Source organism: Rhizobium sp. NPDC092011, from assembly GCF_044756305.1.
Taxonomy (GTDB): Bacteria; Pseudomonadota; Alphaproteobacteria; order Rhizobiales; family Rhizobiaceae; genus Rhizobium.
In genome coordinates this window covers 1-16,614 of record NZ_JBIVSO010000027.1, presented here as the reverse complement: position 1 = coordinate 16,614, position 16,614 = coordinate 1, and the positions used below count along the sequence as shown (strand labels likewise).

Annotated in this window: 9 protein-coding genes and 1 pseudogene; 6 read left to right on the top strand and 4 right to left on the bottom strand. The window is 58.5% G+C overall.

What is annotated here, in order from left to right; all coding sequences use genetic code 11:
* Positions 1-10: 10 nt before the first annotated feature.
* Entirely contained in the window at positions 11-2,953 is a 2,943-nt protein-coding gene (locus ACIQJ2_RS36880) for an NAD(P)-binding protein (RefSeq protein WP_400677806.1), read from the bottom strand.
* A gap of 1,044 nt (positions 2,954-3,997) precedes the next feature.
* Entirely contained in the window at positions 3,998-4,954 is a 957-nt protein-coding gene (locus ACIQJ2_RS36875; protein WP_400677808.1) for a LysR family transcriptional regulator, read from the bottom strand.
* Here ACIQJ2_RS36875 and ACIQJ2_RS36870 point away from each other — a divergent pair.
* The 6 genes from ACIQJ2_RS36870 to ACIQJ2_RS36845 all read left to right on the top strand — a co-directional run bounded on the left by ACIQJ2_RS36870 (position 4,853) and on the right by ACIQJ2_RS36845 (position 14,550).
* Entirely contained in the window at positions 4,853-5,347 is a 495-nt protein-coding gene (locus tag ACIQJ2_RS36870) for a TetR/AcrR family transcriptional regulator C-terminal domain-containing protein (RefSeq protein WP_400677810.1), read from the top strand. The two genes, ACIQJ2_RS36875 and ACIQJ2_RS36870, sit on opposite strands and share 102 nt — an antisense overlap.
* 704 nt (positions 5,348-6,051) lie before the next feature.
* Positions 6,052-12,192, top strand: coding sequence for a putative Ig domain-containing protein (locus ACIQJ2_RS36865; RefSeq protein WP_400677812.1), 6,141 nt, complete (start codon positions 6,052-6,054; stop codon positions 12,190-12,192).
* Between the two features lie 134 nt (positions 12,193-12,326).
* A complete protein-coding gene (locus ACIQJ2_RS36860) occupies positions 12,327-12,857 on the top strand; it encodes a phage tail protein (RefSeq protein WP_400677813.1) in 531 nt (176 codons plus the stop codon).
* Between the two features lie 36 nt (positions 12,858-12,893).
* Positions 12,894-13,424 carry a phage tail protein gene (locus ACIQJ2_RS36855; RefSeq protein WP_400677815.1) on the top strand — a complete coding sequence of 177 codons (531 nt, stop codon included), beginning with the start codon at positions 12,894-12,896 and terminating at the stop codon, positions 13,422-13,424.
* A 26-nt stretch (positions 13,425-13,450) separates the two neighbouring features.
* Positions 13,451-13,984 carry a phage tail protein gene (locus ACIQJ2_RS36850; RefSeq protein ID WP_400677817.1) on the top strand — a complete coding sequence of 178 codons (534 nt, stop codon included), beginning with the start codon at positions 13,451-13,453 and terminating at the stop codon, positions 13,982-13,984.
* A gap of 5 nt (positions 13,985-13,989) precedes the next feature.
* The gene (locus ACIQJ2_RS36845) at positions 13,990-14,550 is read left to right on the top strand and encodes a GNAT family N-acetyltransferase (RefSeq protein WP_400677819.1); all 561 of its coding nucleotides are present in this window, start codon (positions 13,990-13,992) and stop codon (positions 14,548-14,550) included.
* Between the two features lie 11 nt (positions 14,551-14,561).
* Here the strand turns inward: ACIQJ2_RS36845 and ACIQJ2_RS36840 are convergent, their stop codons facing one another.
* Together ACIQJ2_RS36840 and ACIQJ2_RS36835 are read right to left on the bottom strand one after the other, a co-directional pair.
* Positions 14,562-14,855: a DUF6916 family protein gene (locus ACIQJ2_RS36840; protein ID WP_400677821.1), complete on the bottom strand. Its 294-nt coding sequence runs from the start codon at positions 14,853-14,855 to the stop codon at positions 14,562-14,564.
* A gap of 319 nt (positions 14,856-15,174) precedes the next feature.
* Positions 15,175-16,524: pseudogene (locus ACIQJ2_RS36835) on the bottom strand (NAD-dependent succinate-semialdehyde dehydrogenase); the annotation flags it as partial.
* Positions 16,525-16,614 lie beyond the last annotated feature (90 nt).

Sequence of the window (16,614 nt, the reverse complement as noted above, 5' to 3'; positions counted from 1 at the left end):
GAATTCGGTCTCATTGCGTCCAATTCAAGTCGAAGGGCCTCTGGGAAGCTGCGACGGCTTTAACCCGTGACGAATCGAACGGATTGCTCAGCGTCCAATTCGTCCAGCAGCGAAACGCTCCCGGCAGACCATTCTCCTCCTGTGCGCCTTTGAAGGCAGGCGATATGAGCCGGCCCGCGGGCAGCCCAATCCCGTTCGTCGCATAAATATCGAGATGAGTTGCCACCGGGGCGGCGAATGCCGATCCAATGGCGAAATCGAAAGCCATCGCCTGCCAGGTCCCAAAGGTACGGGGTGTTAGAATAGGAGCATCGAGCAGCGCCCGAACAAGACCGACGTTGCCGAGGTCTACCAGCCGCCCGACCGGTGCGTGGTCGAAGTACTGCATCTGCCAAATCGGCTGATTGTCCTCGCCGGTCGTGCGATACAGGGAGCCGTCCCAGATGTTGTCGGCAAGCCGCTTGGCGAGCCCGTAGAAGAGCCGGCCGGAATAGGTCGCCAGCGCATTGTTCAGAAACAATGCCGGCAGGAAACTGAATACGGTACCGTCTCCGTCTTCGATCTCCACGCAGTTGATCGCGACGATGTTCTCGAGGTAACTCTTGAAACCTAGGATTTGCGGCAGGAAGCTCGCCCGCACATTCGTCTGCTGATTAAACAGAAATGTTACCGGATGCTTCTTTGCAGGGGTCAACGATTGTTTCGACAAGACAAGGCCGGCGGGGAGCATTTGCTTCACCCGTTCGACGGGAAGCGCATGGAAGCTGAAAACTCCTTCCATTGAGCCTCGCAGAAAGGCCGGGGTAAGGGGCCAATTCGCTTGGGGGGCGACTATCGAAGACAGCAAGGCGGGCGCTGACAGCGCGCTCGGCACCAGATCTAGCTCTCCGTAGATCGGCTCGGTCGAACCGGTAAATACCCTTGCGGCAGCCAGCCCCGAAATTGTGGCCGCCTCGACGCAGCCCGCATTTAAGCCGCAAACTGTCCAATCGCCGGCAATGGCGAGATTGTTGAAACCCGATTCATCGGGAGCCAGACGGTAGTCGACCGAACCCGGAACCGAAAGCACATAGCGCTCTGAGCCATAAAAATTCTGACGAAAATATTGATTGGCGAAGCGAGCGGCCTCAGATTGTCCCTTGAGAGAAACAAGTAGGTTTTTATCAAATCCACCTTCGGTGTTGCGGGTGTCAGGCCAGATCCGGATCAAATGTTCATCAGCCCATTGCGCTGCCTGCTCTTGTATCGAGGGCATCGGCACGTCCGCATTTCTTGACGGTGAGCAAAAATAAGCGATCGATTGAGGTGCAGGGTCCGGCCAAGTTTCGCGCACCAGCAGGTGGCTCATATCAGCCCAGGTGTCGAGCGGCTCGGCGAAAGCAGTCATGACAGTCTGCATATTATCCGGATTGAACTTGCTATGCTGGTTATAGGTCCGCACCAGCATCGGCCATCCGGTCTCCGGCGTCGGCTTGTTCAGCCAGAATTGGACCGCGCATGTGGCAACCGTCTCGACCTTTTCGAGCATTTGCTTCCAGCGCGGAGAAGCCCGTGCCAGTTCCTTGGTCATAAAGGGGAGAGACGCCAGGGAGGCACCAAGGATGACATCGTCAAAATGGATGCCCCGACGAAGGGTTTTCGCAACGCCAGTCGGCTCCGGTATCTTCTCACACTCGAAGTCGATGCCGCTCTCACGCAGCTTTTCGCCATCGACCAATTGGGACCAATCCGGCTCGGAAGGCCAGCATGGCAAGCCCATGACATCAAACAAGGGATCGTAGGAACCGGAAAGAGCACGTGCCTGTTCCACAAGATCAATCCGCTCCACCGCATCGCACGACGTTGACAGCGCAAGATTGGTAACCGCATGGAAAAAGCTGAACTTCACCCCCTTCTGTTTGAGAACCTGATAGTACGGCGCAAAGATCGTGTCGCCCATACCTGCCTGCATCTTGAAGAATAGGGCTTCCTTGTAGGTGAAGGCCAGCCGCAGCAAGCCGCGCATCGCAGTGCCTGCACCGACGGCGCGATCGTCACGTATGCCGGCCGGGTATCCGAAAACATAGTCATAACAACCACGAAACGCTGCGGAATTAACGGCTTGCTCGGAGGCGCCATGCTTGCGCAGCCATGCCGAGCACTCCATGTTATCGATGGAATTGAAACCGCGGAGAAAAACCAGATCGACGACCATCCCGGTCGCGAAAGCTGTTCCGAGATCCAGCATGAAGTAGACCCTTCGCGCCACGTCATCATTGATCCATTCGCCAGGCTTTATGCCCTCAAGCCAGATGCGAATGCCTTCCAGAATCTCCAGGAGTTCATCGATGTCCTTGGCCGAATGCAATCGAGCATCGTTTGGCATTGCCTGGGAATAGGCCTGGAGTTGATGCAATGGCGGCCGAATGTCCCCTGCCCGGTCCGCCGGGTCCACCAACGGCAATTTGCCCCCGACGGAGTCCGCCTGTGCGGCTAGAAACTCGACAACCAGTTTGAAATATTCAAAAGGCTGCGGCAACACGCCGCCGGTGCCCGGCACTTTATCGTTTGGCGGAAACTCAATGAACCAGGGCCGCCATTCCTGTGGAGACGTATCCGGCACATTTTCCGTAAGCATAAAGCTGTTCAGGGGCTTCAGCGCTTTAGCAAGAGTACCGAGCGGAGCGTCGGGGGAACGAAGCTTCAGCGCGACAAGCTCGTCGTAACAGGAGCGCATCAAGCGAAAGGCGTTGTCGTAAAAGCCAGCCCAGATGTGCAGGCCATGCTCCTCGATCCGATTAGCGATCTCGCGATTGCGTCCGCTCGCGCACTTGCCACCGAGCCTCCAACCGCGCTGGTAGATGGTTATCTCGTAGCGTTGTTGCCAATCAACCTTCTGCGTCAATGCATAGGCAGCAGAGATGGACGCGACCCCGCCTCCGATGATCGCGATCTTTCTTGTCACATGCGTCATGAATGCAGGCTCCCTGTCTCAAAACATTCATCGTGCAGGCAATTCTCTCAGCGCGGCCTCAACCGACGACAACGTCGCCAGCGGAGGCTGGGCATAGCTGGAATTGCTGTGCATTTAGTCCTGCCGCCGGGCCTGCTGCGGCAAATCAGATGCCCAGATTTAAGCGATTTTCGTTATTGCGGTATCTTGCTCAAAATGCCTGCGCGGCCTTCCTCACGACTATTGCATAATTCTAATATATGCAATTGTGCAAGAGAGCGAACATAGTCGAACCAACGCAGGATAATAACTTGAATTGCGACTACTCCGACCAATGACAGCCGCGCGGCGGTGTAGATATTAAGCGAAATGGATGCATCGAAGTCGATAATTTTGAACTGACTTTCCAATGAGTTAGGAATCAAGGTGTCCAAGTCATGACACATGCCAAAAGCGCTATCCTTCAGGTGCGTCGTTATAGGACACTAGCTCTCCCGCTTTCCGAATATATGCTCGTTTGAGTGATGCCGTACCATCGTCTACGTGTCAAAGTTGCGGCGCGGCAGCTCGTTCAAGGAGGGTGACCAAGTCGGCTTCGCTAGATTAGGCAGGCTACCGTCTTTGCCGGCGTGCTTGCCATTTGCAATCACGCGATATGCCGCACGATCTGACTAAGATCGATGTGGAGCGGCAGTCATAAACATCTCTCTGTCTCATCTATCAAGATTCAAGGGCACTCAACTGCGCCTCCGACTACCGAAGGCGCTGCTGCGCTAGAAGGGATCAGAACCTGCGACCCCAAGGACTGCGGGGAGTAGCATAACCGCCAGTCATGAAACTATTGAGTCTTCTCTGGGCCAGATCAGGCCACGAGGATACATGATGTTGACAGCCACGTTTGAGCAGTCTTCTCTCCCTGTAGAGGTCGCATCGGCGCCAACTCGAAGACCATCTTTGCGTTCAACACCGCAGTTCCGCCGAACGCTGACCATCCGCGACGCGCTTGCGCCTGAACGGGAAGAAATTGTAAGACAAACATATTCCACGGCGCGTCCGTTCCCGGCCTCAAGGCTTCTGCATCGACGATTGCGCTGCTTCCTGAAGGGTATGTGCAAGTTTCAGGGTCGCTGTGCGCTGGGGCCGATTCACCTGCTGCTCGAGATAGTAGTTGCCCGGCCCAGGCGTTCTTGGCACAAGCGGGCAGCTTGCAAGGCCGAGGGAAGTCGCCTGCGGCCCGCATACTGGCAGGTGCCCGATCGCCAGCCCGATGCCTTGGCTGACCATCATCAAGGCCAGTGGCGTGGTATCGACAATCTCCAATCTGAGATTTCGACCCCGCATCGATCCAAAATTATGGGTCAGCAACGCATTCCACCCAATCGCATGTGAGGCGACGTCAAACAATCGAAAAGACAGCAGGTCGTCCAAAGTGTGAATTCGTTCAACATCCTCATGTCGGCACAGCACGACGTGAGACATGCCCATGAGCCAGGTGGGATGGCGAACCAGATGCGGCTCCTCCCCGAACCGGATGACAAGGTCGGGATCGACTTTCCGCTGGGTGCCTTCCATGAGCAATTCGACGTGGATCATTGGGTGATCTCGATCAAAATCCGACAGTACTCGGGGAAGCCAGCTCATTGCCATGAGTTGGCTTGCCAGCAAAGTTACCCGCTCAACTCGCTGGGGCGCGAACAGGGACTCCGCCTTGTTTTCGATTGCGCCAAGGGAAACCTGCACCGTCGGTAGGAAGTCGGCGCCCTCGACGGTAAGAACTATCCTGTTGGCCGCTCGTTCAAACAGGGGGCGGCCGAAATGAGTCTCGAGTGCAAGTACCTGCTGGCTCACCGCCGCCGCCGACATGTTCAGTTCCTTGCCCTGCTTGACGAAGTTGGCATCGATGCCGTCAGTACGAGGCGGTTGGCAAAGCGGCTTGGCATCGAGCAGCCGGCACTCTATTGGCATTTTCGCAGCAAGACTGAGTTGCTGGCCGCCATGGCGGACGCAGCAATGGAGCCGCATGCGCGTGCGCCCTTACCCGGTTCGGCGGATGATTGGCGCGGCTGGTTTGCCGACAACATGCGAAGCTTTCGGCGCACGCTCTTACTTCGGCGGGATGGTGCCCGGTTACATGCTGGCACCCATCCGAGGCATGGCGACATGGAGAGAATCGTGCTGAAAATTGCCTATCTGGCAGCAAACGGCATCCCGGAGAAAGATGCCTCAATGGCAATGGTCGTGGCAGGTCGCTTTACTGTGGGGAGCGTACTCGAAGAGCAAGCCGAGCTCAATGCGCATAACGCCATAGATCATGATCAGACCAACACGAAAATTGATCATGAAGCTGCGTTCGAAGCGGGTTTGGAACTGATCATCCGCGGCCTAGCCACATCGACAAAGTGTGGCGGCAGCTAGCGATCGCACAGAAGTGGGCACTTGAGGAACGGTGCCCGCCTTTCGCGGGGGCAACTTCGATCTGAAGCCATCAATCTCATAATCCAGCTTGATAGAAGGCGGCGCCGCCGCTTCGCCATTCACTGGCCAGCCAGCACAGAACGCCCCTTGGAAACGCGCGTGCCGATCCTCGCTCTGCACTTAATCGCACTGTTGCTAATATACAACATTTGATTGAATAGTTATTTCAAAGAAAACAATCTCGACGAATTCGATAAATTGTAAGTTGCGTTTGACGCCGCGACCGATTGTAGTGCTGCCGCAGTAGAGGGGTGTTCGCCGCAATGCGCGCGCACAGTCATGAGCGCATCTCCCGCTTTTGATGGGAGAGGCACTCGTTTTGGGTTGGGCAAATGACACGCGACGCACAGTTGGGCAAAGATTTTGCCGCAGAAGAACCGCGCAATTGGGGCCACGCTTCTATATCACAAAGCGAACTCACGGCGTTTTGGCAACGGCGCGTGACACTCATGGGGCTGCAAGTGTTACAGTCCGGCTCGAGGATTGGTGCCACGGTTGCCAACGCCTGCAAATTACTCTTCAAGATAGTGCTGTTCGCTGCTCTGCTAGGGGCCGGATTCTCATTGACTGCTCCCGGAAGAGCCTATGCGGCTTGCACCGCTTTCAATGTACCCGATATAAACACGACACCCTCGACAAATCCAATGGCATCCGGTGGATCAATCAGCATCAACGTCGGCACGCAGTGCGATCCATTTGACCTCAACACCTATCCGAACACCCACACCACCTACCCCCTTCACGGGACCGTAACCGTAAACGCGCTGAACGGAATCGTTACATATATCAACAATGGCGATGGCGCGACGAGCGACAGTTTTATTGTCGAAGATGCAAGCGGCAATCCTTTTACGATCAACGTCGCAATCGCGACGTCGACGAGCGCCATAACAGTCTCGCCCTCGACGCTAGCCAGCCCGCAAGTCGGCACGAGCTACAGCCGAACGCTCAGCGCAAGCGGCGGCACGGCACCTTATACAATCGCACTTGCCAGCGGGTCGCTGCCACCTGGGCTGTCTTATAATCAAGCAACAGCAACCATCAGCGGCACACCCAATCAAGCGGGAAGTTATACGCCTACATTTGCCGTGACCGACAGCGCCAGCGCAACCACCAGCAAGGCCTATTCAATTACCGTTCCCAACCCTTCCAACAATATTTCCGTCGCCGCACCGGCATCCGCCGCTCTAAATACCGCATACAGCGCAACTCTATCCGCGTCAGGCGCCTCTGCCCCCTATAGTTTTGCACTTTACACCGGATCCACCATGCCGCCTGGCCTGTCATTGGCGAGCAACGGCACGATCAGCGGAACTCCGACGTCCCTCGGAAACTACAGTTTTCAGGTCGTCGTTACCGATAGCAGCCCAAATCTGGCCGGCTTGTCGCCAGGGCCTTACTCCAAGGTCGTAACCGTCAACCTGAGTGTCGCAAATATCGCCCCCCCCATTGCTGGGCCGGTTAGCAAGACCGTGAGCTACGGAAGCAGCGCAAATGCAGTGATATTGAACCTCTCGGGCGGAGCGGCGGCATCGGTCGCCGTTGCAACCCAGGCACCACATGGAACGGCGACCGCCACGGGTACCTCGATCACATATACGCCAACGCCGGGCTATGCCGGTCCGGACAGTTTCACCTACACTGCGACCAACAGCGGCGGCACCTCGACACCGGCGACGGTGACGATAACCGTCAGTCCGCCGACGGTTTCAGTCAGTACGTCGACGCTATCATCGGGCACAGTCGGAACGGCATACAATCAGGCTGTAAGTGCCACAGGGGGCGCGACCCCTTATACTTTCGCAATCACAAGCGGGACGCTTCCAGCCGGTTTGACCCTGTCGAGTTCAGGCACTCTTTCCGGCACGCCAACGGCGGCGGGCACATTCAACATCACGATTACTGCAACCGACAGCTCGACCGGGACAGGCCCATTCACGGCATCGAAATCCTATACCCTAACCGTCGCCGCACCGACGATCGCGATCGCGCCAACAACGCTTCCAGCGGCAACCGTTGCCGCTTCCTATAGCCGGTCAATCACGGCATCCGGCGGAACCAGCCCCTATACCTATGCGGTGACCGCAGGCTCCCTTCCTGCCGGCTTGAGCCTATCGTCCGGCGGATCCCTGACAGGCACTCCAACGGCAGGAGGCACATTCAACTTTACCGTCACCGCGACGGACAGCTCGACCGGCACCGGCGCACCATTTTCCGGTTCCAGGGCCTATACCCTAACCGTCGCCGCACCGACGATCGCGATCGCACCGGCAGCACTTCCGGGGGCCACTATCGCGACCGCATACAGCCAATCCATCACGGCATCAGGCGGAACCAGCACCTATACCTATGCGGTGACCGCGGGCGCCCTTCCCGCGGGCTTGAGCCTGTCGTCCGGCGGATCCCTTGCGGGCACTCCAACGGCGGGAGGCACGTTCAACTTTACCGTCACCGCGACGGACAGCTCGACCGGCACCGGCGCACCATTTACGAGTTCCAGGGCCTATACCCTAACCGTCGCCGCACCGACGATCGCGATCGCACCAGCAGCACTTCCGGGGGCCACTATCGCGACCGCGTATAGTCAATCCATCACAGCATCCGGCGGGACCAGCGCCTATACCTATGCGGTGACCGCAGGCGCCCTTCCCGCCGGCATGAGCCTTTCATCCGGCGGCGCCCTCACTGGCACGCCGACGGCCGCAGGGACGCTCAACGTCACGATCACGGCGACCGATAGCTCGACCGGCGTGGGGCCATTCACCGGCTCGCTGTCCTACAACCTGACGGTCGCGGCGCCTGCGATCACGATGACCCCGGCAGCCACCGCATTGCCAGGTGGCACCGCCGAAACCGCCTATAGTCAGACATTCGTCGCCTCAGGCGGCATCGCCCCCTATACCTATTCGGTGGCCACCGGCACACTTCCAGCTGGCCTGTCGCTCAACACATCGACCGGCGTCGTCGCAGGAACGCCAACGGCGGCCGGCACCGCGAACTTCTCAATCTCCGCACGGGACAGCTCGACCGGCACCGGCGCACCCTTCAGCATCACCAGGAACTACAGCCTCGAGATTGTCGCCCCGACGATCGCGATCACGCCGGCAACGCTCGCAGCAGCGACTGCGGGGACCACCTACAGCCAAACATTGTCAGCCTCGGGAGGAGCAAGCCCCTATACGTTTTCGCTGGCGGCAGGCGGCTTGCCGCCCGGTGTGTCGCTGTCGTCCGCCGGCGCTGTCTCCGGCACGCCGACGGCGGCCGGGAACTACAATTTCACCGTCCGCGCCACCGACAGCTTCTCGTTTTCCGGAACGATTGCTTACAGCATTACGGTCGGGGCTCCGACCATTACTATCACGCCGGCAACGATTGCCGCTGCAACTGCGGGGACTGCCTATAGCGAGGCGCTGACGGCTTCGGGAGGTGTGGGTCCCTATACGTTTTCGCTGCTGACGGGCGGCTTGCCTCCAGGTGTGGCGCTGTCGTCCACCGGAACTCTCTCCGGCACGCCGACGACGGCCGGAAACTACAATTTCACCATCCGTGCCACCGACAGCCTCTCATTCTCCGGAACAATCGCTTACAGTGTGTCTGTTGCCGCTCCAACGATCACCATAACGCCGGCAACGCTCGCCGCTGCAACAGCGGGAGCTCCCTATAGCAAGACGCTGACGGCTTCGGGAGGTGTGGGTCCCTATGCGTTCTCATTGGCGACGGGCGGCTTGCCGCCGGGTGTATCGCTGTCGTCCGCCGGCGCGGTCTCAGGCACACCGACGACGGCCGGAAACTACAACTTCACAGTCCGTGCGACCGACAGCCTCTCGTTTTCAGGAACAGTTGCCTACAGTATTACGGTCGGGGCTCCGACCATCACGATCACGCCCGCAACGGTTGCCGCTGCAACTGCGGGGACTGCCTATAGCGAGACGCTGACGGCTTCGGGAGGTGTTGGTCCCTATACATTTTCGCTGGTGACGGGCGGTTTGCCTCCAGGTGTGGCGTTGTCGTCCACCGGAACTCTCTCCGGCACGCCGACGACGGCCGGCAACTACAACTTCACCGTCCGCGCGACCGACAGCCTGTCATTTTCCGGAACCGTAGCTTACAGCGTCACCGTCGGTGCTCCGACGATCACGATCGGCCCGTCGTCGCTGTCTTCCGGCGCGGTGGCGATTGCGTATAGCCAGCCGTTGACGGCATCAGGCGGCGTCGGCCCCTATGGTTATTCGGTATCGTCTGGCTCATTGCCGGCCGGATTGTCGCTCAACACGTCGACCGGTGCTATCTCGGGCACGCCGACGGCAGGCGGTACCTTCAATTTCACGGTCCTCGCCACGGACAGCCTGTCGTTCACCGGTTCCAGGGCCTATAGTCTCACTATCGGCGCCCCGACGATTGCGATCGCGCCGGCGACACCGACGCTGCCGGCAGCAACGGTTGCCACAGCCTATAGCGAGACGATCACCGCCTCGGGCGGCACGTCTCCCTACAGCTATGCGGTGACGGCGGGTGCGCTTCCTGCCGGGCTTTCGCTGTCATCGGCTGGTGTTGTCTCCGGCACGCCGACGGCATCGGGTTCGTTCTCCTTCACCATCACCGCAACCGACAGCTCGACGGGCACCGGCGCACCCTTTACCGCCTCGCATGCCTATACGTTGTCGACCAATATCCAGGCTCCGATTGCCGGTGCGGTGACGGCGACGGTTGCGGCGAATTCCTCGGCCAATCCGATCACGCTGAGCCTGTCAGGCGGTGCGGCCGCATCGGTCGCCATCGCCTCGAACCCGGCGCATGGTACGGCGATCGTGTCCGGCACGTCGGTCAGCTATACGCCCGCTCCAGGCTATTCCGGTCCGGACGGCTTTGCCTATACGGCGACCAACGCCACGGGCACATCCGCGCCGGCGACCGTGTCGCTGACCGTCACTGCCCCGACACTTGCCTTCTCGCCGGCCGCCGGCGCATTGCCGGCCGGCCAGATGAATGCCGCCTATAGCCAGACGGTGACCGCTTCGGGCGGAACCGGCCCCTATGGCTATGCCGCGACCGGCACCCTGCCGGCTGGCCTGACGCTCAACCATGCGACCGGCGCGATCACCGGCACGCCGACCTCGGCTGGCAGCTACAGCTTCTCGATCAACGCCACCGATGCCAACAATGCGATGACGTCGGCCGCCTATACGCTGGCCATCTCACCGCCGCCGACCAGCTTTGTGTTCACGCCACCGGGCGGGGCGCTGACGCAGGCCATGGCGGGCGAGGCCTATAGCCAGCAGATCTCGGCAACGGGCGGTACGGCTGCGAAGATCTACAGCCTTGCCTCCGGCAGCCTGCCGGACGGCATGGTGCTGAACATCTCGACAGGTCAGCTCAACGGTCCGCTCGCCGCCGGCAGCCAAGGCGATTACAGCTTCGCCATCCAGGTGCGTGACGGCAATGGCGCAACGGCAACGGCAGCCTATACGCTGAAAGTGACAAGCCGCGCCGTCGTTGCTGACGACATGACCATCAATGTTCCGGCCGGCTCGACGCCTCCGGACGTTTACCTGAACCGCGGTGCGACCGGCGGCCCGTTCACCTCGGCCGGCCTGACCTTCGTCGAGCCTGCCAATGCCGGCACCGCGACGATCATCCAGGGGCAGCTGGCTGCCGCTGGCCCCATGACCGCTCCGGTCGGCTGGTATCTACACTACGTGCCGAACCCGGCCTATTCCGGCCAGGTCCGCGTCGGCTACGAGCTTGTCAGTGCGCTTGGAACATCCAACACGGCGACGATCACCTACAATATCAGCTATGATGCCGGCAAGGTTGCCGAGGATATCGACAGTCTCGTGCGCGGCTTCGTGCAGTCGCGGCAGAACATGATCGCCAACACGATCCAGGTTCCCGGCCTGCTGCAACGCCGGCAGATGGAGAAGGCGACCGATCCGATCACCGCACGCATGATGCCGTCGGACGAGGGCATGACGCTCGGCTTCTCCACCAGCCTGTCGCAGATGCGGGCGGCAGGCGGCGACCCGGAGGCGGCCTCGGCACCGTTCAACGTCTGGATCGACGGCGCCTTCCTTGCCCATAGCGACAAGGGCAAGAACGACAGCACCAGCAAGTGGGGCAGTTTTGCCATGATAAGCATGGGGGCGGACTACCTGCTCTCCGACAGGGCGCTGATCGGCATTTCGTTCCACTATGACCGGATGACGGATCCGACGGATCAGGATGCGGAACTGTCGGGCAATGGCTGGCTTGCCGGCCCCTATGCCTCGCTCGAGCTTGGCAAGGGCGTGTTCTGGAACGGCAGCCTGCGCTATGGTGGCTCGAACAACACGATCAATACCCAGTTCTGGGACGGCAGCTTCAAGACGACGCGCTGGATGGCGGATACGTCGATCGAGGGGCAATGGAACCTCGACGAGGAAACGACGCTGTCGCCGAAGCTGCGGATGATCTACTTCTCGGAGACGGTCAACAACTACACGGTCAAGAACGGCGCGGGCGATGCGATCACGATTGACGGCTTCGACGCGGAACAGTTCCGCGTCAGCCTCGGCGCCGAGATCGCCCGGTCGTTCCAGCTGGAGAACGGTGCGAAGGTGACGCCGAAGCTCGGTGTGACCGGCGGCTTCTCCGGGCTCGATGGCTCCGGCGCCTTTGGTGCGGTCACTGCAGGGCTGACCATGCAAACCATGAACTTCTGGATGCTTGATGCCAGCATGCTCCTTAACATCGAGGGCGATGGACAGAAATCCGTCGGAGGAAAAATCGCCGCGGCCAGGAAATTCTGACACCAAATGCGGCAAAACCCTCCCTAACAAGTGTCCCAAATTGATACCTGAGATAGTCCTGTTTTTCTCTTGCTTTTATCGCTTAGATTGAGTGATGATGTCCTTCAATATCGCTGCAATATTGAGGGTAAGGTATGTCGGAAGTCTTTCTCGGCCAGATCATGCTTGCAGGTTTTCAGTTTGCCCCGAGGGGATTTGCACTTTGCAATGGCCAGCTTCTGGCCATAAACCAAAACCAAGCGCTATTCTCACTCCTGGGTACTTATTACGGCGGAGACGGGATCAGGACGTTCGGCCTGCCCAACATGCAGGGGCGAACCCCCGTCGGGTTCGGGTCATCGGTTGATGGCTCCTGGCAGCCCTCACCGTATAACATTGGTGATCCTGGCGGAGTTGAAAACGTCACGTTGCTCCCGCAGCAATTGCCTCAGCACAGCCATCTTGCCACTGGAACAACGAATAGCGGAACGGCGCGCAACCCGGCCAATGCGCTTTATGGCACGAACACCACGAATATCTATGGTGCGTCGGCCGGTGCACAAGTTGTGATGTCAAGCGACACGGTTTCTCCAGCGGGCGGCAATCAGCCGCATGCCAATGTGCAGCCCTATGACGTCATCAATTTTTGTATCGCCCTGCAAGGCGCCTTTCCGTCGCGCAACTAACCATTTCCAACCAATCCAGTGCTTGGAGGATCCAGGATGAGTACTCCCTATGTCGGAGAAATTCGGCTGTTCAGCTTTTCCCGAGTGCCGACCGGATGGTTGCCATGCAACAATTCACTGCAGCGAATTACCGACTATCAGCTACTATACACACTGATTGGGACGACTTATGGCGGCGACGGGCAGACAACGTTTGCGACGCCCAATCTTGCCGGCCGCGTCCCGGTACATCAAGGTACGGGACTTGGCCTGTCGACCTATGTGATCGGTCAGCTGGGTGGTAGCGAGGCCGTAACGCTGCAGCAAACCCAAATGCCAGCTCACACCCATCCTTATCTTGCCACATCCGGGCTGGCGAACGCCACGGTAGTCGGATCTTCGGTGGAGCTCGGAGCCATTACGGGCGATACGATGTACGCGACCGATATAAGCGGAGCAACCGCTATCAAAACCTCACCTTTAGCGTCCCAGCAGAGTGGTTCCTTTGGCGCGCACGACAACACGATGCCGACGTTGACGGTGCAATATTGCATTGCATACGACGGCATTTTTCCCACGCAGAGCTGAACCACCTCCCTTGTAAGGACACTGCTATGACACAGCCATTCCTCGGCGAGATCCAATTGTTCGGCTTCAACTTTCCTCCATCGGGTTGGGCATTCTGCAATGGCGCTACGCTGCCGATACGGCAAAACACGGCGCTTTTTTCTCTGATCGGCATCCAGTATGGGGGCGACGGAACAAACACCTTCCAGCTTCCCAATTTTGCCAACCGCGCCGGCTGCAACCAGGGACAAGGACCGGGCCTGAGCTCGCGCCAAATCGGCGAGCCTTTCGGGACCAACGGTATAACTTTGACTCAGTCGGAGATGCCCGCGCACTCGCATTCACTGACTATTTATAATCAAGGCACGCCTACAAAGCGTGCCTCCTCTCCGAGCAGTGGCAACTCGCTTAGCACACCGACAGCGAGCAATCCTTTCTTATCCGGCTCACAGCCGAACGCACAATTCGCACCGAATGTCATCGGCATTGCCGGCGCCAACCAACCGCATGAAAATCGCCAACCGTATCTGGCAGTCAACTTCAGCATCGCGCTGAACGGTGCTTTTCCATCCTTTGGGTAACGATCATGGCAGCCTCAGGCCAACTGCCGGCGTTTCCGGCACGTTCGTCAAATGATCCGCTAGCCTTTGCAACATGCTCGTCGCGACCGGCGATCATGGAGGATGTTGCGTTCTTGCGCCGTCTTTATCGCTCGTTCCGCGCCGACGAACTGGCGCCGGTGCCATGGCCGCCCGAGGACAAGCAAGCTTTTTTGGACGAACAGTTCAATCTTCAACACCGCTACTATATCGCGGCGTTCCCGCTTACAGACTTTCTGATCATCGAGAAGGAAGGCGCGAGCATCGGCCGGCTTTACATCGATCGCAGTGCGGAAACCTGGCACATTATCGATATCGGCCTAATGCCTGAATGGCGCAACCGGGGAATTGGGCAATCGATCCTGATTGGCATAAAAGCCGCAGCGCCAGTCGCGGGTGATACGCCCCAAATCATGCTGCATGTCGACAAAGTCAACGCGGCCGCGCACAAACTCTACCGAGCTTCGGGATTCGAAGTGACTGGTGAGAGCGGAACTCACTTGCGGATGCAATGGTCATCGGGCCACGTCGCCCGAAACTGTCAATGAGCGGCCCTGTTTCAATTGAAGATGGCTTGGTAGATGATGCCGTGCTTGTCTCTCGCCACTGGGACAAGAAAGATATCAAGAATGCCAAGTGTGGCGTTCTTCAGCCTGTAGATCTGTTGTGGCAGGACAACCATCGAGGCACTGCGGAATAGCAGCGCGAATGGAGCTCTGGTCATGCCTGCAAAACCGCTCTCCGGCAACGGGCGCGCCTCTGTCAGGGTGAAAACAACGCGCCCTGTTCCCACATCGATATCGAACCCCTCGCCAACGCATCGGGCGAAATGATCCAGCGTTACAATCCCCATCCTGACCGCCTAGTAGCCGTTGACCGCCGAAACTTATCTATTCGAACTTTATCAAGAGTTTGGGGGGAAACAAGCGATGTTCAGCAGTATTAATCCGCAGCCTCGCTTTGAAGATCACTGTTGATTGTTATGCGAGTTTGACCCACCTTTTTTCATTTTGGACGGATCCGCTCGCACTGCAAAAACGTTTTCGATCAACACCATAAATGCAATTTGGTGGTACAACGCGAAATGAAAAATTGGCGCAACTCTGGCTGGAACTCAACAGCCTGAGCATTATTAATAGCCTAAAAGGCGTCCTGCACCCTTCGACGGGGCGTCACACGTTAAGGCAAAGATATTTTACCTCGACATAATCCTCGATGCCGTATTTTGAACCTTCGCGGCCTTGACCGGACTGCTTGATGCCGCCGAACGGGGCGACTTCAGTGGAGATCAGACCGGTATTGATACCGACCATGCCGTATTCTAACGCTTCTGCGACACGGAAGATCTTCGACATGTCCTTGGCGTAGAAGTAGGACGCCAGACCGAACTCGGTGTTGTTGGCCATTTCGATAACGTCTTCTTCTGTATCGAACTTGAAGAGCGGCGCCACCGGACCGAAGGTCTCCTCGCGCGCGACCTTCATCTCCGTGGTGACGCCGGTCAGGATAGTCGGTTGGAAAAACAGACCGCCCTTGGCGTCCGGCTTGCCGCCAACAGCAACCTTGGCGCCCTTTCCAAGCGCGTCAGCGATATGTTCAGTGACCTTTGCCACGGCGTCCTCCGTGATCATGGGGCCCGCGCTCACACCAGGCTCGAAACCATCGCCGACCTTCATGACACCGACCTTAGCGGCAAGTTTTTCGACAAACGCGTCATAGACGCCAGATTGGACATAGAGGCGGTTAGCGCACACGCAAGTCTGGCCGTTGTTCCGATATTTCGAGATCATCGCGCCTTCGACCGCCGCATCGAGATCGGCGTCCTCGAAGACAATGAAGGGCGCGTTCCCACCGAGCTCGAGACCGAGCTTCATGATCTGCTCTGCGCCTTGGCGCATCAAGATTTTCCCGACCCCGGTCGAGCCGGTGAACGTGAGCTTGCGGACCTTCTCGTTCTCGGTGAACTCCTTGCCGACTGACGACGAATCCTTCGAAAGGATGATGTTGAAAATACCACCCGGGACACCCGCCCGCTCGGCAAGAAGCGCGAACGATAGCGCCGAAAGAGGCGTCTCGGCAGCGGGTTTGGAGACCATGGCGCAGCCCGCAGCCACGGCCGGTGCAAATTTGCGTGCCAGCATGGCATTTGGGAAATTCCACGGCGTTATTGCCGCCACGACCCCCACTGGCTGCTTGATGACAACAATGCGCTTGTCCGGCTGGTGACCGGGAATGGTGTCGCCGTAAACTCTCTTGGCCTCCTCGCCGAACCATTCGACATAAGATGCTCCGTAGAGCACTTCGCTTTTCGCTTCCGCTAGCGGCTTGCCCATTTCGGTCGTCAGGATCGCTGCGAGATCGTCTGCATTCGCGACGATCAGGTCATAGAGCTTGCGCAGTACAACAGCGCGCTCCTTGCCCGTCTTCTTGGCCCACTCCTTTTGGGCCTTGTGGGCCGCGTCAATGGCACGAGCCGCCTCCGCACGGTTCATATCCGGCAGCGTGGCAATCACCTCGCCACTCTCATGTTCGCCCTTACAAGATGCAGGAATAGAAAAATTGTCGCCCTGTCGTCAGGGCGTTTCGTTGCGTGTGGATGCATCCTGGGGAAA